19 protein-coding genes and 1 pseudogene are annotated in these 24,573 nt (G+C 72.2%); 11 read left to right on the top strand and 9 right to left on the bottom strand.

Annotated features, from left to right (window positions below; genetic code table 11):
- Positions 1-7 precede the first annotated feature (7 nt).
- The gene (locus B0I32_RS34885) at positions 8-2,500 is read left to right on the top strand and encodes a penicillin acylase family protein (RefSeq protein ID WP_106247072.1); all 2,493 of its coding nucleotides are present in this window, start codon (positions 8-10) and stop codon (positions 2,498-2,500) included.
- Complete coding sequence (locus tag B0I32_RS34880) at positions 2,497-3,009, top strand: hypothetical protein (protein ID WP_106247070.1); 513 nt, start codon at positions 2,497-2,499, stop codon at positions 3,007-3,009. The genes B0I32_RS34885 and B0I32_RS34880 overlap by 4 nt, the downstream gene beginning before the upstream one ends.
- Here B0I32_RS34880 and B0I32_RS34875 read toward each other — a convergent pair.
- Entirely contained in the window at positions 2,967-6,140 is a 3,174-nt protein-coding gene (locus B0I32_RS34875) for a non-ribosomal peptide synthetase (protein WP_106247069.1), read from the bottom strand. The two genes, B0I32_RS34880 and B0I32_RS34875, sit on opposite strands and share 43 nt — an antisense overlap.
- A 246-nt stretch (positions 6,141-6,386) precedes the next feature.
- Here B0I32_RS34875 and B0I32_RS34870 point away from each other — a divergent pair, with 246 nt between their 5' ends.
- From B0I32_RS34870 to B0I32_RS34840, 7 genes and pseudogenes are all read left to right on the top strand, one after another.
- A complete protein-coding gene (locus B0I32_RS34870; protein WP_181308103.1) occupies positions 6,387-7,589 on the top strand; it encodes an MFS transporter in 1,203 nt (400 codons plus the stop codon).
- A 400-nt stretch (positions 7,590-7,989) separates the two neighbouring features.
- Positions 7,990-8,601, top strand: a pseudogene (locus tag B0I32_RS61765) (AfsR/SARP family transcriptional regulator); the annotation flags it as partial.
- A 118-nt stretch (positions 8,602-8,719) separates the two neighbouring features.
- Entirely contained in the window at positions 8,720-9,226 is a 507-nt protein-coding gene (locus B0I32_RS34860; RefSeq protein WP_181308100.1) for an NB-ARC domain-containing protein, read from the top strand.
- Positions 9,189-9,914, top strand: coding sequence for an FAD-dependent monooxygenase (locus B0I32_RS34855; protein WP_146178418.1), 726 nt, complete (start codon positions 9,189-9,191; stop codon positions 9,912-9,914). Before B0I32_RS34860 ends, B0I32_RS34855 begins: the two co-directional genes overlap by 38 nt.
- A gap of 341 nt (positions 9,915-10,255) precedes the next feature.
- Positions 10,256-12,481: a hypothetical protein gene (locus tag B0I32_RS34850; RefSeq protein ID WP_106247064.1), complete on the top strand. Its 2,226-nt coding sequence runs from the start codon at positions 10,256-10,258 to the stop codon at positions 12,479-12,481.
- Between the two features lie 10 nt (positions 12,482-12,491).
- Positions 12,492-13,061, top strand: a complete 570-nt coding sequence (locus B0I32_RS34845) for a hypothetical protein (protein WP_146178417.1) — start codon at positions 12,492-12,494, stop codon at positions 13,059-13,061.
- Entirely contained in the window at positions 13,058-13,615 is a 558-nt protein-coding gene (locus tag B0I32_RS34840; protein ID WP_106247061.1) for a hypothetical protein, read from the top strand. Before B0I32_RS34845 ends, B0I32_RS34840 begins: the two co-directional genes overlap by 4 nt.
- A gap of 88 nt (positions 13,616-13,703) precedes the next feature.
- Here the strand turns inward: B0I32_RS34840 and B0I32_RS34835 are convergent, their stop codons facing one another.
- Positions 13,704-14,870 (bottom strand): globin domain-containing protein, encoded by a 1,167-nt coding sequence (locus B0I32_RS34835; RefSeq protein WP_106247059.1) that lies wholly within the window; start codon positions 14,868-14,870, stop codon positions 13,704-13,706.
- 311 nt (positions 14,871-15,181) lie between these two features.
- Here B0I32_RS34835 and B0I32_RS60245 point away from each other — a divergent pair, with 311 nt between their 5' ends.
- Positions 15,182-15,517, top strand: a complete 336-nt coding sequence (locus B0I32_RS60245; protein WP_245956207.1) for a hypothetical protein — start codon at positions 15,182-15,184, stop codon at positions 15,515-15,517.
- Here B0I32_RS60245 and B0I32_RS34825 read toward each other — a convergent pair.
- From B0I32_RS34825 to B0I32_RS34805, 5 genes are all read right to left on the bottom strand, one after another.
- Positions 15,461-15,898, bottom strand: a complete 438-nt coding sequence (locus B0I32_RS34825) for a hypothetical protein (RefSeq protein WP_106247057.1) — start codon at positions 15,896-15,898, stop codon at positions 15,461-15,463. The genes B0I32_RS60245 and B0I32_RS34825 overlap by 57 nt on opposite strands.
- On the bottom strand, positions 15,895-18,654 hold the full coding sequence (locus tag B0I32_RS34820; protein WP_245956206.1) for a multicopper oxidase domain-containing protein: 2,760 nt from the start codon (positions 18,652-18,654) through the stop codon (positions 15,895-15,897). Before B0I32_RS34820 ends, B0I32_RS34825 begins: the two co-directional genes overlap by 4 nt.
- A 59-nt stretch (positions 18,655-18,713) precedes the next feature.
- On the bottom strand, positions 18,714-20,129 hold the full coding sequence (locus B0I32_RS34815) for a nitronate monooxygenase (RefSeq protein ID WP_245956205.1): 1,416 nt from the start codon (positions 20,127-20,129) through the stop codon (positions 18,714-18,716).
- Positions 20,122-20,604 (bottom strand): hypothetical protein, encoded by a 483-nt coding sequence (locus B0I32_RS34810; protein ID WP_106247054.1) that lies wholly within the window; start codon positions 20,602-20,604, stop codon positions 20,122-20,124. Before B0I32_RS34810 ends, B0I32_RS34815 begins: the two co-directional genes overlap by 8 nt.
- A 153-nt stretch (positions 20,605-20,757) precedes the next feature.
- Positions 20,758-21,744, bottom strand: a complete 987-nt coding sequence (locus B0I32_RS34805; RefSeq protein WP_106247052.1) for an NAD-dependent epimerase/dehydratase family protein — start codon at positions 21,742-21,744, stop codon at positions 20,758-20,760.
- Between the two features lie 125 nt (positions 21,745-21,869).
- On the opposite strand from B0I32_RS34805, the gene B0I32_RS34800 reads away from it, so the two are divergent.
- Positions 21,870-22,313, top strand: a complete 444-nt coding sequence (locus B0I32_RS34800) for a MarR family winged helix-turn-helix transcriptional regulator (protein ID WP_106247051.1) — start codon at positions 21,870-21,872, stop codon at positions 22,311-22,313.
- A 450-nt stretch (positions 22,314-22,763) separates the two neighbouring features.
- On the opposite strand, the gene B0I32_RS34795 is transcribed toward B0I32_RS34800, so the two are convergent.
- Together B0I32_RS34795 and B0I32_RS34790 are read right to left on the bottom strand one after the other, a co-directional pair.
- A complete protein-coding gene (locus B0I32_RS34795) occupies positions 22,764-23,981 on the bottom strand; it encodes a glycosyltransferase (RefSeq protein ID WP_219912152.1) in 1,218 nt (405 codons plus the stop codon).
- Complete coding sequence (locus B0I32_RS34790) at positions 23,978-24,430, bottom strand: GbsR/MarR family transcriptional regulator (protein WP_106247049.1); 453 nt, start codon at positions 24,428-24,430, stop codon at positions 23,978-23,980. The genes B0I32_RS34795 and B0I32_RS34790 overlap by 4 nt, the downstream gene beginning before the upstream one ends.
- Positions 24,431-24,573 lie beyond the last annotated feature (143 nt).

Genomic DNA, 24,573 nt, shown 5'->3' with positions numbered 1-24,573 from the left:
GCGCCGCGTGATCGAGGCGGTCGCCGCGCTGTGTGTGTCCGGCGCCCTGCTCGCGTTCCTGGCCTCGGGGCTGGGGCCGGTCCCCCCGCTCGGCCAGGCGCTCGACCCGGGTACGGGCGTCTGGGCGTCCGCGGAGGACGCGGCCGGCGTACGTTCGGAGACGTTGCGCCTGCCCGGGCTGCGCGGCCCGGTCACCGTGTCGTTCTCCCCCGCGGGTGTCCCCACGGTGGCGGCGGGCTCCGACGGCGACCTGTTCGAGGCACTCGGATACACGCACGCGCGCTTCCGGCTGACGCAGATGGACCTCCAGCGCAGGCTCGGGTCGGGCCGGATGGCAGAACTCGTCGGGCCCGCCGGGGTGGAATCGGACAAGTTCCAGCTCCAGCTCGGGCTGCTGCGGACCGCCGAGGCCCAGTGGGCGGCCACGCCGCACGACTCCGAATCCGCGGTGGCGCTCCTGGCGTATGCCCGGGGCGTGAATGCGTGGATCGGCCAGGCGCGGGCCGCCCACCGCCGGCCGGCGCTGTTCTCCTTGACCGGCGTGCACCCCGCGGACTGGACGCCGGTCGACAGCCTCGTCGTCCAAGGGGTGCTCACCGAGAACACGAGCTTCACGACCGGGCCGCTCGCCCTTTCGATCCTTCAGCGGTCACTGGGCGAGCGGCATACCCGCGAATGGTTCCCGGTCCTGCCGCCGAACGCACAGCGCCCTTACGACCCGGGACCGTACGAGAAGGCCGTCTCCAAGCCCGCCGCGGCAGGACGGGCGCCCGCGGTACGCGACGACGGCGCGACCGCCGCGACCGCCGACCGTACGGCGCTGGCCTGGATCGCCGCCCAGGCGGGGGGATCGGCCGGCTCCCAGCGAAACAGCAACGCCTGGGCGGTGAACGGCCCCCTGGCGGCCGGCGGCCGGGCCATGCTCGCGGGGGATCCGCACCTGCCGCACACGCTGCCGTCGTACTGGTTCCAGGCGGCGCTGCGTTCGCCCGGCTACTCCGTCACCGGCTTCACACTGCCGGGCATGCCCGCCGTCCTCATCGGCCGCAACGAGCACATCTCGTGGACGGTGACCAACGCGCAGACGCAGTCCACCTTCTACTACCGGGAGGTGACCGATCCGCACAGGCCCGGCGAGTACTACTGGCGCGGCGCGTGGCGGCGGATGGAGCGGCTGACGTACGCGATACCGGTACGCGGCGGGGCCCCGGTCCGCCTGACGGTCGACCTCACCGTGCACGGCCCGGTCATGACACAGCTCGGCCAGACCATGTCCGTCTACTGGACCGGCGCTACCGGCTCACCCAGCCTGACGGCGATACTGTCCGTGGCCAGGGCCCGCGACTTCGATGGCTTCACCGCGGCGCTGCGCGACTGGCACTCGCCCGCGCAGAACTTCGTCTACGCCGACGACGCGGGCAACATCGGCGCTGTCGCCGCCGGCCACTTCCCCATCGTGGCATCGGGCGAACCGTGGCTGCCCCTGCCGGGCACCGGCGCGGCCGACGTGACGGGCATGGTGCCGTACGAGGCGGCGCCCAGGGTGTACAACCCGCCCGACCACATGGTGGTCTCGGCGAACGACCGCCCTGTGGGGGCCGGCTACCCGTACTACCTCGGCCCGAGCACCGGCTTCGACCCCGGCTACCGCACGCGCAGGATCCGCGACTATCTGGGCTCGCGCCGCGCGATGACCAAGGACGACTTCACGGCCCTGCAGCACGACGTGACGGACGGCCTGGCCATCCGCATCGTGCCCCGGCTCCTGGACGCCCTGCGCGATGACCGCCTCACCCCCGCGGAGCGGGAGGCGCGCGCCCAGCTCGCGGCCTGGCAGGGCGCCATGGACCCCGACTCCGGCGCCGCGGCCGTGTGGTGGACGTTCTGGAACGCCTACCTCACGGCCGTGTTCCAGCCGTGGTGGACGGCGGGCAAGGTGCCGGTGCACCTTGATCCGGGCCGACTCGCGATCTCCGCCTCACAGACCACCCTGTCGGGCAGCCTCGAATCATGGACCCTGCGCGACCAGGACAACGCTGCCTTCACTCCTCCCCGAGGGCGTGCGCGTACCGCCCGCGAGGTCATGCGTGCCGCGTTCCACCGCGCGATCGCCGATCTCAGCGCCCGGTTGGGCCCCTCGCCGCAGTCATGGGCCTGGGGGCGGGTGCACAGCGTGTCGTTCCCCTCGCTGACGGGGGCGCCCGGGCTCGGGTACGGCCCGCTGCCGGCCGGCGGCGACCCGCAGACCGTGAACGCGGCCGGCGGCGACATGAGCTCCGTCTTCGGGCCCAGCATGCGCATGGTGGTCAACTGGGTCGGCGAGTCGCGCAGCGACGACGCGACGGCGTATCCGGGCGGGCAGAGCGAGAACCCGGGGTCCCCCTGGTACCGGAACCTGCTGGCCGAATGGTTGTCAGGGCGTTACCGGCCGCTGCCGGTCCCCGGTGCCGGTTCGTCGCCCGTCACCTGGACCCTGAGCGCGGGACGGGAGGACGGATGACGGAGCTCGCGACCCCGGTGGGCGCCGGCGCGCAGGCGCCCCGCGCCTTCGCCGTGACCGGGCAGCGGGCGGTCGCGTGGGCCTGCACGGTGGTGGCGGGTGTGGCCGCCGTGTGGGCGGGATCGCTGCTCGGGTGGTGGTGGTCGCCGTTCGCCTGCGGGCTCGTCGTGGGGTTCGCGGCACGGCCGCTGCGGTGCCGCCGCCGCTCGGCGATCGCCGCCGCCGCGCTGATCGCGCTCGCCGGCTGGGGGCTGCCGCTGCTGTGGCGGGTGCTGGACGGGGAGCCGGTCGGTGCCGCCGCGCGTACGGCGGCGGCTCTCGCCGGGCTGCCGCCGGCTCCCGTCCTCGTCGTGTCCGCCACCATGCTGACGGCCGTGTGCCAGAGCCTCGCCGGCGCCTGGCTCGGCTGGGCACTGGGAGTCGATCGTCCTCCGGCCGATCAGGGTGAATCGAACGCTCAAGCCGATCAGGACGGCTCCACCGCTCCAGGCGATCCAAGTGAGGCGTGATCGGCGTCGCCGAGCTGGGTGGCGAGGTGCTCGATCGTGTGCTCCCCCAGCATGGCCTTCAACGGCAGCGGTAGGCCCAGCTCCGCCGCCCGCTGGAACACGGTGACCGCGCGGATCGAGTTCCCGCCGATTTCGTAGAAGTCGTCGCGCACGCCGACGTCGCTCCTGCCCAGGACGTCGCGCCAGATCTCCGTCAGAGCCCGTTCGACCGGCGTGCGGGGGGCGAGCGGCGTGCGGGAGGGCCGCAGCTCCACTCCCTGCGCCGTCAGCAGGGCGGCGCGGTCCACCTTCCCGTTCTGCGACAGGGGAAGCGCGGGAAGCACGAGGAACGCCTCCGGTATCGCCGCGGCGGGCAGGCGCGCCCGCAGGAACGCGCGCAGCTCGCCGAGCGCCGGCGGCGCAGCTTCGCAGGCGAGGTAGGCGACCAGCCGGGCCGTCGAGTCCACGACCACGGCGGCCCTGGCGACGCCCTCGTACGCGCCGAGAACCGCCTCGACCTCGCCCGGCTCGATCCGGTGCCCGCGCACCTTGACCTGCTCGTCCATCCGGCCGAGGAACTCCAGCACCCCGCCGGCCAGCCAGCGCACCCGGTCACCGGTTCGGTAGAGCCTGCCGTTCCGGCCGAACGGGTCGGGGACGAACCGCTCGGCGGTCAGCCCGGGCGACCCGGCGTAGCCGCGGGCGAGCTGGATCCCGCCTATGTACAGCTCGCCCGGCAGGCCGTACGGGAGCAGCTCAGCGTGCTCGTCCAGGACGTAAAGCCGCACGCCGGGGCGGGGGCCACCGATCGGCGTGTGCCACCGCGAGTCCGACGGATCGGCGCGATGGGAGGTGACGTCGATCGCCGCCTCGGTGGGCCCGTACTCGTTGGACAGGGTGGTGCCGGGCAACGTGCGGAAGTGGCGTTCGGTGACCTCCCGCGTGAGGTCCTCCCCGCCGCACTTGAGATGCCGCAGCACCCCCGCGCAGCCGGCGACGCGGGGCTCGGCCAGCAGCGCGTGCAGCATCGAGGGCGTGAAGTGGGCGGCCGTCACGCGGTGGCGCGTGACGAAGCCGGCCAGCCGCGCCGGGTCGTGCCGCTCCTCCTCGCCTACGACGACGACCTTCGCGCCGCTGATCAGCGGCGCGATCCACTCCGCTCCGAAGGCGTCGGCCCCGATGCTCAGCGTGCTCAGCAGCCCGTCGCCGGGTCCCAGCGGGCAGGTCTCCTGCCCACGCAGCACGCGGTTCACGATGGCCGCATGCGGCACCATGACCCCCTTCGGCCTGCCGGTCGAGCCGGAGGTGTAGATGACGTACGCCAGGTTCTCCGGCCGGGCCAGGTTAGGCGGCCTGGTCGACGGCCCCTTCAGCGCCTCCAGGGAGACGACCCGTCCGGCGCTGGCCACGGAGGCCGGTCCCGGGCCCGCGACGAGGACGATGCCGGGCCGCGCGTCCTCCAGGAAGAGTGCCAGTCTGGCCGGCGGCTGCTCAGGGTCCAACGGCACGTAGGCGGCCCCAGCCTTCAGCACGGCGACCAGTGCGACGATCAGCGGGACCGACCGGGGCAGGCAGACCCCGACGAGAGACTCCGGTCCGACGCCCTGCTCACGCAGCCACCACGCCATCCGGTTCGCCCTCTCCTCCAGCTCCCGGAAGGTGATCTGGCCCTCCCCCCCGACCACGGCCACCTCGTCCGGCCACGCGTCCGCGGCCGCCTCGATGAGCTGGTGCAGGCACCGCGGGCTGTACGGGCTCACAGCCGCGCCGCTGACCTCGTTCACCAGCCGGGCACGCGAGGCCGCCCCGGCGAGCGGGACGCGGGCCACGACGGCGTCGGGATCGGCCGTGCCCCCGGCCAGCATCAGCGTCCAGGCGTCGAGCAGCGCCGCGACCTCCGCCTCGTCCCAGAGGTCCGCCGCGTAGGTCGCCTGCCCCCGCAGCGTGCCGTCGCCGGACTCGGTCAGGTTGATCCCCAGCTCCAGCCAGGTGTGACCGGGCGGCAGCTCGAACGGCTCCGCGGTCAGGCCCGGCACCTGCCAGCCGACCTCGGGCAGGTTCTGCAGCGCGAACATCACCCGGCCGGGATCCGAACGCCCCGCCCCGGCCTGCTCCAGGATCTTCTCGTACGGCAGGTCCTGATGGGCGTAGGCGTCCAGGCACGTGCGCCGGAGCTGCCGTAGCAGCGTACGGAAGGACATCCGGGGGTCGAGCCGGACCCGGATCGGCAGCGTGTTGACGAAGAACCCGATCAGGCCGTCCAGTTCGACCTGGCTGCGACCCGCGGTCACCGTACCGACCAAGAGGTCGTCCTGGGCATACCACCGGGACAGCACGCCCGCGAACGCGGCCAGCAGGACCATGAACGGCGTGGCCCGCTCCTCCTTGGCGAGCGCGCGCACATCCCGCAGCAACGCGTCCGGCACGGCGAGCGGCAGTTCCGCGCAGCGCCAGCTCTGGACGCCGTCCCGCGCTGGACGCGAGGGCGTCTGCAGCGGGGACGCCCCGCGCAACTGTTCGCGCCAGTGGGCGAGGTGCCCGGCGGTCTCCGAGCCGGTCTGCTGCCGCTGCCAGGCGGCCCAGTCGCCGTACTGCACGGGAAGCCCGGGAAGGTCCGGCGGCGTGCCGTCCCGCACGGCGACGTAGCAGGCGGCCAGCTCGGGGATGAGAATCCCCAGCGACCACCCGTCGCACACGATGTGATGCACGCCGACCCCGAGCACCCACTCGTCGTCCGCGAGCCGTACGGCCACCGCCCGTAGCAGCGCTCCCTTCATCAGGTCGAAGGGAGCGTCGAGCGTCTCCTGGACGATCGACCGGGCCGCCGCATCCCGATCACCGCACTCGGGCCGGTCCCGCGCGTCGTGCACGGACACGGACACGGGCATGCCCGTCCCAGGATGGATCGCCTGGAGCAGGCTGCCGTTCGGGTCGAACTCGAAGGTGGTACGCAGGACCTCGTGCCTGGCCACCACCATCCGCAGCGCGGCTTCGAGCAGCGTCGGGTCCAGCGTGCCGCGCAGCCGCAGGGCGCCGCACATGTTGTAGGCCGACCCCGCGCCCGCCTGGTCGGCCCACCAGAGGCGTTCCTGCCCGAACGAGGCCGGCAGCACATAAACGTCCTCGTCACCACCGCTCCCGGGCTCCGGCATCGTGGACCTCCCATCCGGACGAACTCCGGCTCGGAGGCGGACCACCGCCGCTGCCGGGCGACACGACCTCCATTCACCCTCACATCCCGCCGATCGGGCGAGAAGTCGGGGAGATGCCCGACAGCCGCGCCGGACCTGCCGCGCTCGCACAACCTGTCCGTCGCTCACCCGACTGGTGGTCACGTCCGGCGGCGAGCAACCTGCACTGTCAGGAGGCGCGGAAAAGGACGGGCTCGGGGAGGCCGCGTGGCGAATCTGCTCGGCGAGCGGCGGTTCCGGCGCCTGTTCACCGCCGCGACCACCTCAGGGCTGGGCGACGGGCTGCGGATCACCGCGTTCGCGGTCTTCGCCGCGACCCTCACCCGGGACCCGTTCCAGGTGACGTTGGTCGCGGTCGCCGCGCACCTGCCCTGGGTGCTGGTCGGCCCCTTCATCGGCGCCCTGGTCGACCATCTCGACCACACGAGGGCCCTGAGAGCCTGTTACCTCGTCCAAGCCGTCGTGATGACGGCGTTCGTGGCCCTCATCCTGACCCATCGGGCCTCGATCCCGGTGCTCATCGTGGTCGCGTTCGTCATGACCTCCGTCGAGACGATGGCGTACAACCTCATCCAGGCCGCCACTCCAGAGCTGAGCGGGTCCGCGGACCTCAACGCGGCCAACAGCTGGCTCCAGGGCGGGCAGTTCATCGCCACAGAGTTCCTCGGCGCCCCGCTCGGGGCCGCGCTCTTCGTCGTGGGCTGGCAACTGCCTTTCCTGATCGACGCCATGACCTTCGGCGTGGCCGCGATCTTGCTGCTCGGGCTCAAAGGGAAAGGTCCGCCCACACCCCGCGTCGACTTCCGCAGCCTGTTCCGGGAGACGGCCGACGGATGCGCCTGGCTGTTCCGCCACCGCCTGCTGCGCACCGTCTGCCTGCTCGTGGGCATAGCGAACCTGACGACGGTCGGCGCCATCTCGATCTCCGTGCTTTACGCCCTGGAGATCCTCCACATCAGCCGCACCGGCTACGGCCTGCTCATGCTGATCATCGCAGTCGGCGGTCTGCTGGGCCTGATCGCCGTCCGGAAGATCGCGGCTCTGCTGGGCAACGAGCGCACGCTCGGGGCGGCACTCGCCGTGCTTCCCCTCGCCTTCCTCGCGGGCAGCCTGACGTCGGAACCCATCGTCGCCGCGCTGGCGTTCGCGCTGGTCGGAGCCGGCATCTCCGCCGGCAGGGTGGTGACGACGACGATGCGGCAGATCATGGTGCCCCAGCACATGTTCGGCAAGGTCACTGGCGCGTTCGCGCTCTTCATCAGCGGCACGGCGCCGATAGGCGCGCTGCTTGCCGGCGTCATCGCCGACCGGTACGGGTTGCGCGCCCCCTTCTTCGCCGGCACCTTCGTGCTCGCGCTGACAGCGCTGGCCGCGTTCCGGGAGCTGTTCAGGGCGGCGAAGGACCAGTAAGGATCGCACTGCCCAGTGGCTACGTAGGCCGAACTCGTCACGGAGGTCCGCTCGTACTCGCTCGTGGAGGACTGGCCGACCGGTATCCGCAGCGCCGGGTGATGGTCGCGGCGGACCTCGCACGGGCGGCGCTCGTCCTCGTCATGGCGCTCCCCGGCATGTCGCTGCCGGGAATCGCCGGCCGTGGTGACGCTTAACGCCCCTTTCACGCCGCACTGTCGGCGACCCTGGTGGATGTCCTCCCCGAGGCCCGTTGTCCGCTCGGGCTGGGCATCACCAATACGACGCAGCAGGCCGTGCAACTGCTGGGGTTTGGCGGAGGCGGTCTCATCGTGGCCGCTCTCGGGCCGAACATCTCTGGTGCTGAACGCGGCCAGCTTCGTGATCCGGTCGTCCGTACATTTACGCCCGCGCTCGCAGTTCCGTAGACCGCTCAGATCGGGCAAGGCGCTGCGTCCGCCGGCCGGCTCATGGCCGTCGATCCTGCCTGTTCGGCGATCGGAACCCTCCTGATCATGCGCTTGGTCCCGCCTCGGCCTGCGGCGTCGTCCTCATTAGGCAGGGCGGAACGAAACCGTCCGCTGGGCAGTCCCGCGGCTATCTCCGCCCGGTCGACAACCTCGCCGTCCAAGCCCCTGCTGGCCGCCTACGCCGACAACAAGACCATCGTCAACGAGGTCAGCATCCGAATCGCTGTCGAAGAGGTGCCGGCAGACTGGCGAGGGACCCCGAGACCGAACGGCGTCTCCTGCGCGAGGCGCTCGGCCTGTGGCGCGGCCCCGTGTGCGTCGGCATCGCGTCCGAGACGCTCCAGCAGCTCGATGTCCCGCCCCTCGCCGAGCTGCGCCTGAACGCCCTCGAACTCCGCATCGCCATCGACGCAGACCTCGGCGAGGATGCCACGCTGATCGCGGAGCTGCGGGCGCTGACCGCCGAACATCCCTTCAGGGAGCGGCTCTGGGCCCAGCTCATGACCGCCCTCTTCCGCGTCGGTCGGCAGGCCGAGGACCTCGAGACCTACCGGACCGTCTCCTGGATGATGCGGGACGAGCGCGGCCAGGCGCATGAGCCGGCTGTGCCGGACTGCGGGGAACGCAAACCGGCCGTATCAGACGGCGGAGCGGGCGCTGGTGATCGCCACGATCGACGGCATGGCGGGCGTCGGCAAGACCGCCCTGGCCGTGCACGCCGTCCACGTGCTGGCCCCGCGCTTCCGCGACGGGCAGGTGTTCGTGGACCTCCACGGGCACAGCCAGGACACCGCCCCGCTCGACCCCGCCGATGCCCTCGATCGCCTGCTGCCAGCCTTGGGCCCGACCGGCGAACGGATCCCCGCGCACCTCGACGACCGCGCCGGCCTGTACCGCAGCCTGCTGGCCGGCCAGCGCGTGCTGATCGTCCTGGACGACGCGGCGAGCGAGGCCCAGATACGGCCTCTGCTTCCCGGAGGCGCAAGATGCCACGTGCTGATCACCAGCCGGCGCCGCCTGACAGGCTTGGACACCACCCAGACGCTGTCGCTGGACGTCCTGCCCGCGACCGACGCGATCACCTTGTTCATCCGCACCGTCGGGGAGAGACGCCTGACGAGCGCGTCGCGTGATCGAAACGACGATGGGAACGGACGACCTGCGTGACTTCCGCGGCGACACCGTGCACGCCTCGACCGTCCGGCTGATGGACGAACTGGTGCTCGGGGACGCCTTCTGCGCCATCCCCCAGAGCAAGCTCGGCACCCTCGGCATGCCCGCCCCCCGACGGGGGCCGAGTCGAGCTGAGCGACTTCGAAAGCCTGCCCGCCCCTACAACCACGTGGCGATGATCCCGCAGCGAGAGTTCCTGGACTTCCTCGCCAACACTTCCAGACACGAGCCGACCTTCACGATCCGCATGAGCACCGAGGTCACCGGTCTGATCAAGGAGAGCGGGCAGGTCGTCGGCGTGCGTACGCGCGAGCAGGACGGCGTCGCGCAAGAGATCAGAGCCGACCTCACCGTGGCCGGCGACGGCCGCTACTCGATCGTATGCCGCCAGTCCGGGCCGGGAACCCAGAGTGGTCTGGCTTCCAGAGCCAGACCACTTCAAGGCTCCCCCCGCAACGTGCCGATGACCGCGCCGTCCACCTCGCCTTCGGCAAGGAGCCCGGCCTTCATCCTCTCACTGAGCAGGCAGCAGGACGGTGATCTGCGAGGATCCCTCGATGACTCCGCCCCGTTCGTGCGCGTCTTCGAGAGCATCCGACGTGTAGTGCTTGGCTACTTCCGCCGCATTCGCGCATTCGATAAGCACGACGGCTTCATTTCGGATTGTCGGCATTCCGGGTGATCAGCACAGTACGCATGCCGCCGACGCGGGGGTCCTCCAGGCAGATGAGTGTAGGCACCGACCTGTTTCGGGACCTGGTCCTGAGAGTGCTCACCCAGCATCGTCTTTCACCTTCATCCTCGTGGCCTTCGATCGAGGGGTGGGCGATCACGACACTATGACACCCGCTGGAGCCGAGGACAGCGTGGCGGCCCAGAGCCCTGCCTCCGAAAAGGGCCGCCGTCAAGCCACGGGCACGCGGCTCCGCGCGAGAGCCGGGACGCTCTCCTGCCATGCCGTGGAGAAATAGCCGTTCTCGCATAAGGCGGGACGGGACGCGGCGGCTCTGCGACAGTCGCGGCGTGGAGACCGCCGAGGAGATGGACGCCGGCACCCTGATGCGGCTACGGCGCGACGAGGTGTTGCGGTGGAGCTACGCGGCCGCGCTGCGCCACGTCCCGCAGTTGGCGACGCCCTCGGCGCTGGTGCTCCTGCCGATCGGCGTGGTCGCGCTGCTGTGCGTGATCCCGCCGGCCGGTGACTCTCTGGTGGTGGTCGACGGGCGGCCGGAGCTGGTCGGCCCCGCGTCCGCGCCGCTGCTGGTCTGGGGCGCCGCGGTGCTGGTGGCCTGGACAGCCGGGCAGGTCGTGGTGTTCCCCGCCACGGTGCTCCTCGCCGCGGGCGCCCTCACCGGCCGGCCGGTGTCCGTCGCCGCCGCGATGCGGGCCGCGGCACGGCGGCTGCCCGCCACGCTCGTCCTCGTCGGAGTGGCCGTGGTCATGCTGGCGGCGATCCTGGCCGCGGGCTTCGGCATACTCACGGTGAAGGCGGAGGCGTTCCCGTCGATCGTCGTGATGGCCGCCCTGGCGCTGCTCGCGGTGCCCGCCGTGCTGGCCGTGCCGGTCGTCGTACTGGAGGGCCGGTCCGCCGTACGGGGAGTCGGCCGAGCCTACCGGTTGGCAGCGCGGCGCTTCTCGAAGAGCGTGCTGACGGCGGTGCTCGGCGCATGGGCCATTCCCGGGCTGGCCTCGTGGGTCGCGGACGCGGCGATCACCTCGATTCCCGGCCCCGCCATGCCGATCCTGCTGGGGCTGGCCGGCTCCGTGCTCGCTCTGGTCGTCACGCCTTTGCAGGCGACGGTGATCACTGGCGTGTTCCTGCATCTCACGGCGTTACGCTGCAACGAAGAGACCGGCCCGGAGATCACGCGTGTGCTGCGGAGCCTGCCCGCCGCCCCCGAACGCCCGCGTCGGCTGGTGCCGATGCTGGTCGCGTCCCTCGTTCCTGCCCTCCTGTACGGCGCCACCGTGCTGGTCAACCCGCTCGGCTGGCCGGAGGTCCGCAAGACGGTCGTGACGTGGTCGTGGAGACCCGGTCTCGTGGACGACGGCCGTGTCCGTCCGCACATGGGTGCCCTGCGCTCCGAGATCCTCTGGGGCCTGCACGCCTGGCCCGGATCGCACGTGACGGTGCTGATCCACGACCTGGACGCGCCGGCACTGCTCACGTGCGCCGATCCCGCATGTGAGAGTCCCACGTACGAGTACGCCGAGCCGAAAGCCCACACCTTCCTGGCCCCCGCCACGGCGGGCGCCTGGCTGAGCGACGGGCGCTTGGCCATGACGCTGTGGCGGCGGATCGGCGCGCAGGAGCCGCCGTCGCTACAGCTCGAACTGCTGATCTGCGACGCTCGGGGATGCGCGCCCGCTTCAGACGGCACTGCCCTGGCGCGGCCGACCGGCCCTTTCCTCGACGGCGCGCTCATGGCGCTGGCCCCGCGCCCCGGCGGCGGCCTGGTCCTGGCCACGGCGGAAGAGGAGCCCGAGGACGAGGACTCGGACCGGCACCTGATCCGCCTCGTCTTCTGCCCGGACCTGACGTGCGCGCGCCCCTCCGCGAAGGAGATCGCGCGCATCGGCACGCATGGCGGCCGCGGCCGGCTGAACGACTTCACCGTCGACGTACGACCGGACGGCCGGCCGATCGTCGCGCTGCTCGACGGCGCGACCGGCGCCCTCGACCTGCTGTCGTGTGAGGATCCCTCCTGCGACCGGCTGCGTTCGGCCCAGCCCGTGGCCCCGGGCCCAGAACGGAACATGGGCCAGTTCGACCGGCGGCCGGGTCTGACCATGGTGGTACGCCCGGACGGCCGGCCGTTGATCGCCTACCAGGACGGGGACGGCACCGTCAGGCTGCTCGACTGCCTCACCTGGGACTGCACGCGGACCGAAGAGACCGCTCTGAGCGGGGCGGTCGAGCAGCTGGCCACGCCGGCGCTGGTGCTGGACCGGTCGGGCCGGGCACTGGTGGCCTTCCACGACCGGGTCCACGACCGGATCATGCTCGCGACGTGCGAGGGCGTCCGGTGCGTGAGCGCGCCGGTGAGCAGGACGCGGGAGGACACGTGGACCCGGCTGGCGATCACGCTCGACTCGCGGGGACGACCGGTGATCGCCTGGGGAGACGGCAAGGGTGACCTCCATGAGGGCGACTGGCAGTTGATGCTCGCCACGGTGACCGCCCCTGCCGCTGCGCCCTCCCCCGGGCCGCGCCCGCCCCAGCCGAACGCGACCGACCAGCCAGGCTGAGGTGATCGCCGTGCACCGCAGAAGATCCGCCCTCACCGCCGTTCTGCTGCTCGTACTGAGCGCCGCCTGCGCCTCCGCGCCACCGCCGCCGCGGGACACGCGACCGCTGGGGGACATGACCGCGAAGCCGCTGGCCTGCGACGGCCTGATCTCCGCCCGCGTCCTGCGCATCATCGTCGGGACACTCCCCATCCTGACGACCACCACCGGGCGGCCCGACAAGCGCCTGCCCAGAGGCCGCTACTACTCCTCGTGCAACGTCAAGGTGGACGATGCCCGCGAATGGGCTCTGGACGTCGGCCTGAGCGATCCGTTCCGGGGCACCCCTGAGGAACTGGCCGACACCATGGCCTTCGACAGGGGCCGTCCCCTGCCGGAAGGGCTCGGCCCCGGATACAGCGCCACCGTGCCCGAGGGGAAGAAGCCGGCCTTCGCCTACGTGTACGGCTGGACACCCGGCCACGAACGGCTCCTGTCGATCCGGATCCTCCTGGGCGCGCCACGCGACTCCGAGGCCGACGCCATCGAGCTGTTCCGCTACCTCAAACCGATCATGCTGAACCAGGAGAAGCCCAGATGACCGGGCCCGCCCGCGTGACGTTCGCCCTGCTGCTGACGGCGTGCCTGGCCGTTCTGCCAGGTTCGTCCCCTCCGCGTCCTCCTCAGCGCCCCGTCGAGCCGCTGAACGTCCTCGGCGACGGGCCGAAGGTGTGCGACGTGATCTCGCGCCGGGCCGTCGAGCGGGTCCTGGGCCTGCGGTTCTTCGTCGTCCGCCGGGCAGCCCGGAGCATCTACGACGACGACGTGACGTTCGCCTGCGCCGTTCGCTCCCGGCCGGACAGCCCAGTCGTTCTGCGGATCGAGGTTCAGGACCCGCCCGGGCTCTCCCTGCGTGCCTTGCGGGAAATGCAGGCCGGGTACGACCCCCTGCCCGAGGACGCGCTGCCGGGCTTCAGCGAGGACGACGGATTTCTCAGCGCGAGCGCCTGGACGTGGACGCCGAACGGCGACCGGCTCCTCACCGTGTACCTGGCGGACGGCGATCCGGCAAGAGACTCCGCGGCCGACGCGGCGCAGTTCGCGCAGCAGCTCAAGCCTGTGCTCCTGCTGCGGTCACTGCGCGGCTCGCGGTGACCGGGCCTGGTGGGGCCATGGCACCGCGGCGCGTCGGGAGGCGCGCAGCATCTGGCCGGTGAAGGCGGTCTGCCGCATAGGCCCGCTATCAGCCGGTGGCCAGCCAGAGGTCAGGGCCGAAGACCTCGTAGTGGATGTCGCGGGCCGCCACACCGGCCTTCAGCAGCTGACCGCGGACGCGGCGCATGAACGGCACCGGGCCGCACAGGTAGGCGATCGCATCCACGGGGATCTCGACGCCTTCCAGGTCCATCAGGCCGTCGCGGTCCGGAGTGGCTGCGCCGCTCTCGTACCAGAAGACCCGCTCGGCGGCGAGCCCGAGCATGTCCTCCCGCAACGCGTGCTCGGCCGGCGAGCGGTCGGCGTGCAGCAGCAGGACGCGGCGGCGTGCGCCGGTGGCGGCCAGGTGATCGAGCATCGCCACGATCGGCGTGCAGCCGATGCCCGCCGACACGAGCACCAGCGGCGCGTCCCCGTCCTCCAGCGTCACGTCGCCGAACGGCGCCGACAGGGTCAGCTCATCGCCAGCCCGTACGGTGGCGTGCAGCAGCGTGGACACCTCCCCGGCGGGATCACCGTCGACGCGCTTGACCGTGATCCGGCGCGACCTGTCCCCTGCGCTGGACAGCGTGTACTGGCGCAGCTGATGGACCCCGTCCGGCATGCGCACCCGGACGCTGACGTACTGGCCGGGACGGGCCGGTGGCGCCGGGCCGTCGTCCGCCGGGTGAAGCAGGAAGGACACCGCGTCCGGCGTCTCCTCTTTCCGGTCGGCCACCCGCCACTGCCGCCATGTGGCGCCGTTGCGCGCGCCGGCCTCGGCGTAGATGCGCGCTTCCTGGGCGATCAACGCCCCGGCCATCAGCCAGTACACCTCGTCCCAGGCCGCGGCGACCTCCGGGGTGACGGCGTCGCCCAGCACGTGGGCGATCGCCCCGAACAGGTACTTGTGCACGATCACGTACTGGTCGTCGGTGACGCCGACGGCGGTGTGCTTGTGGACGATGCGGGCGAGCAGCTCGTCGGGGCGCTCGTCCGGATGGTCGAGGAGCCTCGTGGCGAACGCGGCGATGGAGCCGGCCAGTGCCCGGCGCTGCTCACCGTTGGCCTGGTTGCCGCGGTTGAACAGACCGTCGAGCAACTCGGGCCGCTCGGCGAACATCGTCTCGTAGAAACGCGCGGTGATGGCGTCGAGCGAGGCGCCGACGACCGGCAGCGTGGCACGGACGATCGCGGCTGAATCCGCGGACAACATGGAGGACCCCCTGGACAGGCGATGGACATGAAGCCCACGGATTAGGCGGGCCGTGAATCAGGCTAGGAGCCCGAGCGCGTCCGTTCAGCAGGCCGAACGTCAGTAACTGCAGGGCCGAAAGTCCCTTATCGGACGTGTCCCCTATCGGCGCGGCATGGCCGCTCCGCTGAACGGCGAGGCATGAGGCAGGGTCCGGCGCAGGGGACGGACGGCCATGCCATGGGGAACCTTCGGCCCTGATCCCCCGCCGCCGGCTCGGCGAAGGTGAGGACAGGACAAAGGGGTGTGCCCGCCTGCCTCGTCTTCGAACGGTGATCGCCTTCGCGAAGGACCGCACCATGTGCAACTACTGCGGCTGCCGGGAGTTCCCGCTGATCGGCCGACTGTCCCACGAGCACTGGGACATCGCCGAGCGTTCGGGAGCGCTGCGCCGGGCCATCGGCGAGGAGCGGCACGACCGCGCCATGGTCCTTCTCGACGAACTGCTCGCCCGGTTGATCCCGCACACCGCGATCGAGGAGAGCGGGCTCTTCGCCGAGCTCCGCGCCGACGGCATCACGCCCGACCGGTCGGCGTCACCGTTGTGGGGTTCAGGTTGCTGGGAGAGCGGTGGCCAGCAGGACGACGCCGAGCGAGCCCACCAGTGAGGTCACCGCCATGGCCCGCGCCAGCCGGGAACGGCCCGATCCCGTGGCCCAGCCGTGCGCCCCTGCCGCGGCCATGACCGCGCAGAACAGCAGCAGCTTGGCGGCCAGGATCCGGCCGTAGCCGGGCTCGGCGAGCGAGGCCCACGTGACTCCCTTGTGCCAGGCGATGGCCACCCCGGTGACCAGCTGCACCGGGAGGAACACCGCGACGGTGAGGGTGCCGAAGCGGCGGCCCACGGCGGTCAGCACCTGGCCGCGCCGCTGGTCGTCCAGCAGGCGCCGGGCCGGCGGCAGCACCACCAGCGACACCGTGAGCTGTCCGCCGACCCACAACGCCGCCCCGATGACGTGCAGAAACCGCACCACCGACCACCACGTCATGGCGCGCTCACCTGGAACTGACCGTGCGCGCCCGCCTCGGCCCGGCGCATCGTATGGTCCACGACCGGATACGTGCCCGCCTCCGGGAAGACGAGCTCGGCGAACCCGCCCTGCGCCGGAGCCAGGTCGAGCACCTGCGCCCCGCCCGGGTCGTCGGCCCGCAGCAGGTATGCGCCTTCCTTGTAGACCGTGTCGAACGGCGCCCCGACCACGTGCAGCGCCGTACCCGAACTCGGGCCGGCGGCCACCGCCCAGATGCGGACCCGCTCCCCCGGTTCGGCCCGCAGCGGGGCGTGGTCGTAGCCGGCGGCGGTGCCGTTGAACATCCAGCCGTCCGGCTCGCCCTCCCGGATCTTGGCGACCTGGGCGTCGCCGCCGGGCTCGCCGAGGTACAGCTCACCCTGCACCAAGAGGTATTCGCGATCCGCCTTCGGCAGCTTCGGCGGGTCGATGATGACCGCGCCGTACATGCCGTTGGCGATGTGCTGGGTCATCGGCATGGTCGAGCAGTGATACAGCCAGGCTCCGGCGGACTCCGCGCGGAAGCGGTAGGTCAGCCGCTCGCCCGGCTGGATCGTGCGCATCGGCCCGTCGGGCGCGGTCGCCCCGGCGTGGAAGTCGATGCCGTGGCCCATGGTGCCGGCGTTGACGAACGTGACGACGAACACGTCGCCGACCTTGCCGCGCAGCACCGGCCCGGGCAGGGTCCCGTTGAACGTCCACACGCGCTGCCGCGTCCCCGGAGCGACCTCCTGGACGACGGTGTCGTCCGCGCGGATCTCGATGTGGTGTTCCGTGCCGCCGGGCGCGGGTTTCAGGGTCGCCTCGTACGGCTTCCACCCCGGTGACATGGGGGCGGCCAGATCAAGCCGGGTGGATTCGGCGGCGTTCGTGCCGTGGCCGTTGTGGCCGCTGCTCGGCCGGGGCTGGGACGCCGCCGCGATGCCGGTCGGGACGATGCGCATGGTCATGCCCGCCGCGCGGTGCCCGGCCACGGTGCACCAGCCGTCCACCGGCTCACCGAGCGGCCGCAGGTTCAGCGTGGCGCTCTGGCCGGAGGCCAGCATCGGGGTGCGCTCGCCGGTCGCCAGGCGCAGGTCGTGGCGCTGGGCGTCGGTGTTGGTGACGCGCAACGTCAGCACGGTGCCCACGGGCGCCTCGATCACCGAGGGGCGGATGCTCATCCCGGACAGCGTCACCTCGATCGTCCGGGAACCGGTCGCGGTCACCGCGGACGGGCCCGGGTCGCCGGTCGTGGCGACGACGACGGCGGCGGCGGTGAGCAGGCAGCCGACGGCCACCCCGGCGACGGCCGGCAGCGATCGTCGCCACGACGTGCGGCCATCAGCCGAGCCGTCCGCCGAGCCGTCCGCTGAGCCATTCGCTGAGCCGTCCGCGTCACCCTTCATCGTCGTAGCAGCCGTCGGCACGGCGCCGGCCGGGCGAGCGCGCGTCAGGGCGGTGACGGCCAGGGCGACGAAGGCGAGGCCTGAGCCCAGGACCAGCGCCCAGCCGAGCAACGTCATCGGCCGCGGCACCGGCAGGGCCAGGAGTGGCACCCCGAGGTTGAGCGCCGCCAGCCGCACCGGCCACCTGCGCTCCAGCAGCGCCGCGTTCCGTTTGAACCGGGCCGGGCCACCGCCCAGCACCGCGGGCAGCAGATGCAGCAGCGAGCCCAGCAGCACCTGGGCGACGAACCCGACGAGCACCAACGGCAGCAGCGGCTCCAGCGCCGCGGCGACCTCGGCAGCCGGGCGGGTGGCGACGACCACCAGGTCGGCGATCAGCGCTACCTCGAACCAGACGATCGCCGCCCCCAGCATCCACGAGGCCCCGGTGTGCGGGCGTTTGCGCCGCAGCGCGTCGGCCAGCGGCGCGAGCACCGCCAGCCCTCCCGCCGCGTACGCCGCCAGCCCGGCCAGGGCCACCCACCGCCAGTCCGCCAGCAGCCCTGCGACGGCCACCGCCAGCCCGGGCGCGGCCAGCCGGAGCCCCACCCGGGACGCCCGCCGGGTCGCGTCCGACATGCGGGTGCGCAGGACCGTCGGCCAGAGCGTGAACAGGGTGCCGAGCACCGTCAGGCCGACCCAGCCGAACACGTTCACCTCGGCGTGCGCGGCGTGCAACCGCTCGTGCACCGCCCCGTGCCAGACGTGCGCGGCCAGCAGCCCGCCCAGGACGCCACCGGCGGCGAGTGCGCCGGCGGCGGACACGTACCAGCCGATGACGTGCCCGAACCGGCCGGGTAGCGCCTGCCGCACCAGCCGGACCAGGACGGCGGCGTGCCACAGCACCACCCCTGCCACCAGCGCCGCCCCGGCGGCGGCCACCTGCCACGGTCCCGCGGAGACCCCGGCCAGCACCGCCACCGTCGCCGCGTTGAGCACGCCGAGCCTGGCCAGGCTGCCGCGCTGCGGCGGGGTGCGGACGCGCAGGAGGGCCACCGTGAAGTGCTCACTCCAGATCAGGATGGCTGTGCTGACCGCGCCCAGCAGGAACACGTGGATCAGCAGCCAGCGCGGCGCCGGCAGCACGTCCCCCGCGAGAGCCACCACGACGGTCAGGGCGAGCCAGCCGACGACGATCGCGTTCGCCCGCAGGTGCCACGAAGCGCGGGGACGCCGCGGCGGCGCCGGCGGTGCGTCCAGCGGCGGCTTGCCCCTTTCTATACGGATGTCGACCGGGCCCATTCCGGGCGCCTCCCTCTCGTGACCGGAGCGCGTCAACCCGATCGCGGCGGTCGGTGCGTTCGTCATGCCATCCTCACGTGATCGGGCGTTCGTGGGCGGCCGCGGCACGGCCTCCGGTCGCTCGGTCATATCCGGGCTCCCAGCAGGATGTGGGCCACCACGTCGGCGGCCGAGTGGTCGTCCGGCAGGCCGGCGAGGAAGCCGGTGTCCTGGCCGAGCGTGAGCAGCGGCGGCTCGTCGTAGCCGCCGGCGCGATGCTGCCCGAGCCCGATCGCGGCGAGCAGGCCGTTGCACAGGCAGCGGCGCTCGGCCGCCTCCTCGGCCGGGCGTCCCTTGCGCACGTAGGTGTCCACCGGCTCGGCCGGGCAGCGGTAGCCGATCGCGCCGTCCGGTTTCGTGTACGGGGTGCGCAGGTAGCCCAGGTCGCACAGCCGCGGGCGTGCCTGGTACACCTCCTGCTCCGACAGCGTCCCGGCCACGGCGGCGACCTTGAACGGGAACCCGGTGGGCGAGGCGCGCGGGTCGTTGCGCACCTGGAGGGCGCCGCTCGCAGCCTGCTCGCGCAGGCGCCGGCGCAGGCCGGGTTCGAGCCCGGACTCCCGGCACAGCGCGAACGCCGATCCCACCTGGATCCCCTCCGCGCCCGCCGCCCAGGCGCGCTCCAGCCCGCCGGGTGTGCCGTACCCGCCCGCCAGCCAGAACGGCAGCCCCAGCGCGGCCACCTTGCCCAGGTCGGTCTCGTCGCGGGGCCCGTACACCGGCTCGCCCGCCGCGTCGAGCGTCATCCGGCCTCGGGGCGGCGCGCTGTGCCCGCCCGCCACCGGCGTCTCGATCACGAACCCGTCCGGCCGGGTCACCGGGGAACGAGCCAGGTAGGCGGCCAGCACGTGAGCCGACACGATCGCCAGCAAACTGGGCCGGGCCGGCGGCGTCAGCCGGTGTCCGAGCAGCCCGGCCGGGTCGATCCCGATCGTGTGCCCGTCGCCGCCCGCCACGGCGACCGAGATCCGGGCGGGACGGTGCTCGGACAGATCGTCGAGCAGGCGCGGGATCTCCACCGGGATGCCGGCGCCGACCAGCACGTAGTCGGCGCCGGCCAGCATCGCGCCGTACACGGCCGCCGGGGCGGCGAGCTGGATCTTCTCCAGATAGTTCACCCCGACAGGGCCGTCGTGGCCCTCCTTGGCCAGGAAGACCTCGGCGAAGTTGGCCACCACGGCCAATTCGTCACGAGCCCGGTTCGGCCGCAGTCCCAGCCGGGGCACCGGCCGGAAGGGCACGTCCTCGCCGGTCCCGCCGGGCACGAAGTAGCGGCCGAGCACGCGCTCGGCGACCTCCGGAACCGGAAAGCGGGCCAGTGCGCGGCGCACGTGGCCGCCGGGGTCGCCGCGCTGCAGCCGCCGGGCGAGGGTGACGTCCAGCGCCGTGCCCGACACCACGCCGAGCTGTCCGGTTCGGGCGACCGCTCGGGCCAGCCGCCAGCCCGACACGCCGACGCCCATACCGCCTTGGATCAGGACGGGGCGTATCGGCTCAGCCACGACGTGCCTCCCATGGGCGCAGGTCGACCACATCGGGCACGCCGTCGCGGCGCGTCCGCGAGCCGGTCCAGCGGGCCGGTTCGGCACGGTAGGTCTCCTCGGCGGCCGGCGTGTCCTCGGCCATGGCGACCATGTCGAGCACGCGCCGCGCCGTACGTCCTCTCACCGGCACCAGCGTGGCACCCTCCTCGTGGGCAGCGTGCACGAGGTCGGCGAAGACGTACCCGGGCAACCGGCGGTCATCGAAGGGGAAGCGGTTGGTAGGCCGGTGCGGGATCATGTCGTACAGCAGCCGCTCGTCCTGATCGGGCGGGCTGCCCGACACGGCTGGGTGTTGGGCACCGACGGCGGCGCTGACGAGCCTGCGCACGCCGGCGTGCGTGGCGAAAGGCTTCTCCGCGTAGGCGGGCGAGCCCTCAATGGACGGGCGGGTGCGGGGGATTCCGGGCTCAGGGGTCGCGCCGATTCCCGTCATGGGGCCGTTCCCGACACAGAGCTGACAGCGTGCATGGACCCAAAATGTCGCGTTTTACCGTGTTCACGGCAGGGACCAAAGTCCCTTGCGGCGCGTCCGATGGCCCCTTCCCACCATTTCGGCCGCCAGAACCCTGTGCCGCGCCCTCCCGGCTCAGGAGAAGCTCATCTCCGCCAGGCCCTTCTCCAGGGTCACGTCGGGTGAGTAGCCCAGCTCTGTCCGCGCGGCGGTGATGTCGTAGGAACGGTCCCGGCCGGTGAAGCTCACGAGCCAGTTCGTCAGCGGGGGCGCCGACTTGCGCCGCAGCAGGCGTGCCGTGCGGTCCATCATCGCCGCCATGGGCGCCGCCATCGCCAGCGGAACGCTGCGGCTCCTGGACAGGTCCACGCCGCGGGTCGCCAGCAAGGGAGTGAGGAAGTCCCGGATGGGGATCGGCGTACCGTCCGTCACGTAGTAGACCCCGCCGTGGCGGCCCCGTGTGAGCGCGAGGATGGTGGCGCCGGCCAGGTTCTCGACGTGGACGAAGTCGACGATGTGCCGGCCGTGATCGATCCAGGCGAACCGTCCGGCCTCGGCGACCTCGGCCATTTCGTCGATCGTCGCCATTCCGCGACCCCAGATGAACGGCGGGCGGAGCACCACCAGCTCGGTGCTTCCGCCACGGGCTTCCCGGAGCGCGCGCTCGGTGGCCAGCTTGACCCGGCTGTAGGCGATGTTCGGCCGGCCTTCGGGTGTCGACTCGTCGACGACGGGAAGACGCTGACTCCCTGTGGAGACGGACGCGGCACTGATGAGCACGAAGCGTCGCACCCCGGCCGCGACGCTCGCGGCGTGCAGGGCGACCGTCGGTACGTGGTTGGCGTGTTCGAAGAGCGAGTCGGGCCCCCAGAACTCCATGTGAGCCGCGACGTGCACGACCGCGTCGGCCTCTCGCAGTTGGGCGAGCCAGCTCGGCGCCGTGGAGTCCGTCCGGCGGAGGTCGTGGAGATCGCCGGTGACGGGCTCGGCTCCCGCCGCACGTACGCGCTGGATGCTCGAGCCCGATCTGGCGAGTGCCAGGACCTCATGCCCTTCGGCGATGAGGCGATGGACGAGAACGCCGCCGACGAAACCGCTGCCGCCGGTGATGAAGATCTTCATGCTCCCACTCCTCGTGGTTGATGGCGCACCCCGCGCCAATACATCGACATCGAATAATTTGATGTCGATACATTGGCGTCAATGTAACCTCTCGTACGATGGGTACGTCAAGCAGGAGGTGGGCGATGCCGAAGAGCGTGACCGCCGCGCAGGTCGCCGACGAGTTCAGTCGTACGGCGAAGATTCTCGTACGCCACTTCAACGAGCGGCTGGGCGAGCACGGGGTGTCGACGCCCAGGTCACGCCTGGTCGTGGAGGTGGCACGTTCACAGCCTGTCCGTCTCACCGAACTCGCCCTCGCTGTCGGCATCGCCCAGGGGACCGCCTCCACCCTGGTCGACGCGCTCGTCCGCGACGGACTGCTCGAACGCCAGACCAGCGCGGGCGACCGCCGGTCCGTGCTCCTGCGCGTGACAGCGCAAGGGGCCGCACTGGCGCAGGACTGGACGGCCGGCTATGAACGCGCGGCGGAAGAACTGTTCGAGCCGCTCACCGCCGAGCAGATGTCGACACTGGTCGACATCCTGCGGACTCTCAGCGCCGACGAGACGCCGGCCACCGGCGGCTGACGAGCGAAGCCCCGCCGAGGGCGAGACGACGGGACCGATGACGCGGATGTGCTGTCTCGCGGCGGCCCGGATCGGTCATCTGTTCCCGCGGTTGCCCTCCCAGGCCGTCTGCAACCGGCAGCCGCGAGAGCTGGGCCCGCAGATGCCGGCGGCGGCCTTGTGGATGGGCCGCCAGGTCCCGGCCTGCCCTGTTCTTGCCGGGACTCCGAGCGGCTGCCATCGTGAAGCGAGGCGCACAACTGGGACCACGGGACCACGTCGGCGGCGACGCGCTCGCGCCCGCCCGGAACTCCGGGTCAAGACGCCGCCGCGTGACTGCTGCCACGACCGAACCTCTCCCGGTTCGGTCTCCAGGCCATGAGGAGAAGGCCATGACCCGGTAATGCATCGGAGAGCCGATCCGCCCTCCGGCAGCGCCGGCGCGACGATTCCGAGCGCTGGAACCCAGCCTCACGGCCGGGCCGCGTCCGCGCGAGTGATGCGGGTGACGGCGGCGGCGATGCCGTCCTCCGCTCGGATCGGTGTGGCGAGCGCGCGGGCGGCCGGTGCCAGCGCGACCGCGTTCTCGATCGCGGCGGCCAGCCGGCCAGGCGTGAGCCGGCCGGTGATGGGTGGCGGCGCGACGCCGAGGTGGTTCAGGCGTTCGGCCCAGAACGGCTGGTCGCCCAGGAAAGGACGCACCACCTGGGGGATGCCGGCGCGCAGCGCGGCGGCCACCGTGCCGATGCCGCCGTGGTGTACGGCGACGGAGACGCGCGGGAGCAGCCAGGCGTGCGGAGCCTCCTCGACCACCAGGACGTCGTCCGGCTGTGAACCCGGTCGCAGGGCGCCCCAGCCGGTGGCGAGGATCGCGCGGTGCCCGCTGAGCCGGACGCCTTCCAGCACTGCGGAGGTCAGCGCCTCCGGGTCACCGCTGAAGGAACTGCCGAACCCGGCGTAGATCGGCGGGTCCCCGGCGTCGAGGAAGCGGGCCAGTCGCTCAGGCGGTTGCCAGTCGTCGGCGGGCATCGCCCAGAAGCCGGTGGGATGCGCCTGAGCGGGCCAGTCGGCGGGTGCCGGGAGCAGGTGCGGACTCCAGGCGTGCAGCACGCCGCCCCCCTCGACCAGGTCGGCAACCGGCGGGAACCTCCGAGGCAGGCCGAGGGCCTCGGCCCGCCAGTCCCGCACCGTGCCGCGGTAGGGCGCCTCGACGGCGGAGGAGACGCGCCAGCTCGCCCGGTTGAGCGCCCGCGGCACCCGTACCGGCAGGATGGGGGAAGGGAAGGCGGCGGTGGGCAGGTAGAGCGGCAGCAGCAGACCGGCCAGCGCTGGGACACCGAGCTTCTCGGCGACGTGGGGGCCGCCGAGCGACTTGGGGTGATAGACGACCACGTCGGCCTCGTGCGCGGTGAGCGCGGCCTGGTCGTCGAGCAGGCGACGCAGCATCGGCCTGACCGTGCGGGCGGCGGTGATGGCTGCCCGTACGCCCTGCCCCTGGACCTTGTCCTGCAGCGCGAGCATCTCGTCGTTCAGCGGCGCGAAGTCCACCCCGCGGGCGGCGGCGAGCGGCTCGAAGCGCCGGGGCGCCGCCAGGAGCGGCCGGTGCCCGGCGGCCAGCAGCCCGCAGGCCAGGGCGAGGTACGGCTGGACGTCGCCGCGACTGCCCACAGTGATCAGTAACGGTCTCATCGCTGCTCCTTGAGCTCGTCCCACTCGTCCAGCAGACGAGGGAAGCGGTCCATCATGAACGCGTACATGTCGCGCATGAGCTCCAGCCGCCGCCGGCGCTCCGGGTCGTCGCCCACCGCGCGCAGCCCCTGCTCGGCCAGAGCCAGGAAGCCCTCGAACTCGGCCATCTTCGCGCGGAAGGCACGGGCGAAGACGTCCTCGGCCAGCCGGTAGCGGTCGCGCCGCTCGCCGCGCACCCGGAACCGCTCGATGAGGCCCGCCTGTTCGAGTTGCCGCAGCGCGACGCTCATGCTGCTCTTGGCCACGGCCAGCGCCTCGGTCAGCGCGGGCGCGTCGGCGCCGGAGGTGTCGGCGGTCAGCAACCAGCCCATGACGCGGCCCGACGTGCGGCTCAGCCCGAGCCGCTCGTAGAAGAGCCCGGCGTTCTCTACAAACTCGTCAACGCTCACCAGCCGAGCATATCGATTTGTTCGGATAGTTCCGAACAAATCGTGCAATCATTGGGTCCAGTACTCCGGCCGAACTGTCCTCTGGTCACCCTCATGGAGTGACGAGCACCACCGTGATGGCAGCCCCTGCTAGGGTGGGGGCG

The organism is Nonomuraea fuscirosea, from assembly GCF_003001935.1.
Lineage (GTDB): Bacteria > Actinomycetota > Actinomycetes > Streptosporangiales > Streptosporangiaceae > Nonomuraea > Nonomuraea fuscirosea.
Note: the sequence above shows the minus strand (reverse complement) of the source record. Positions and strands in the feature narration are given on the sequence as shown.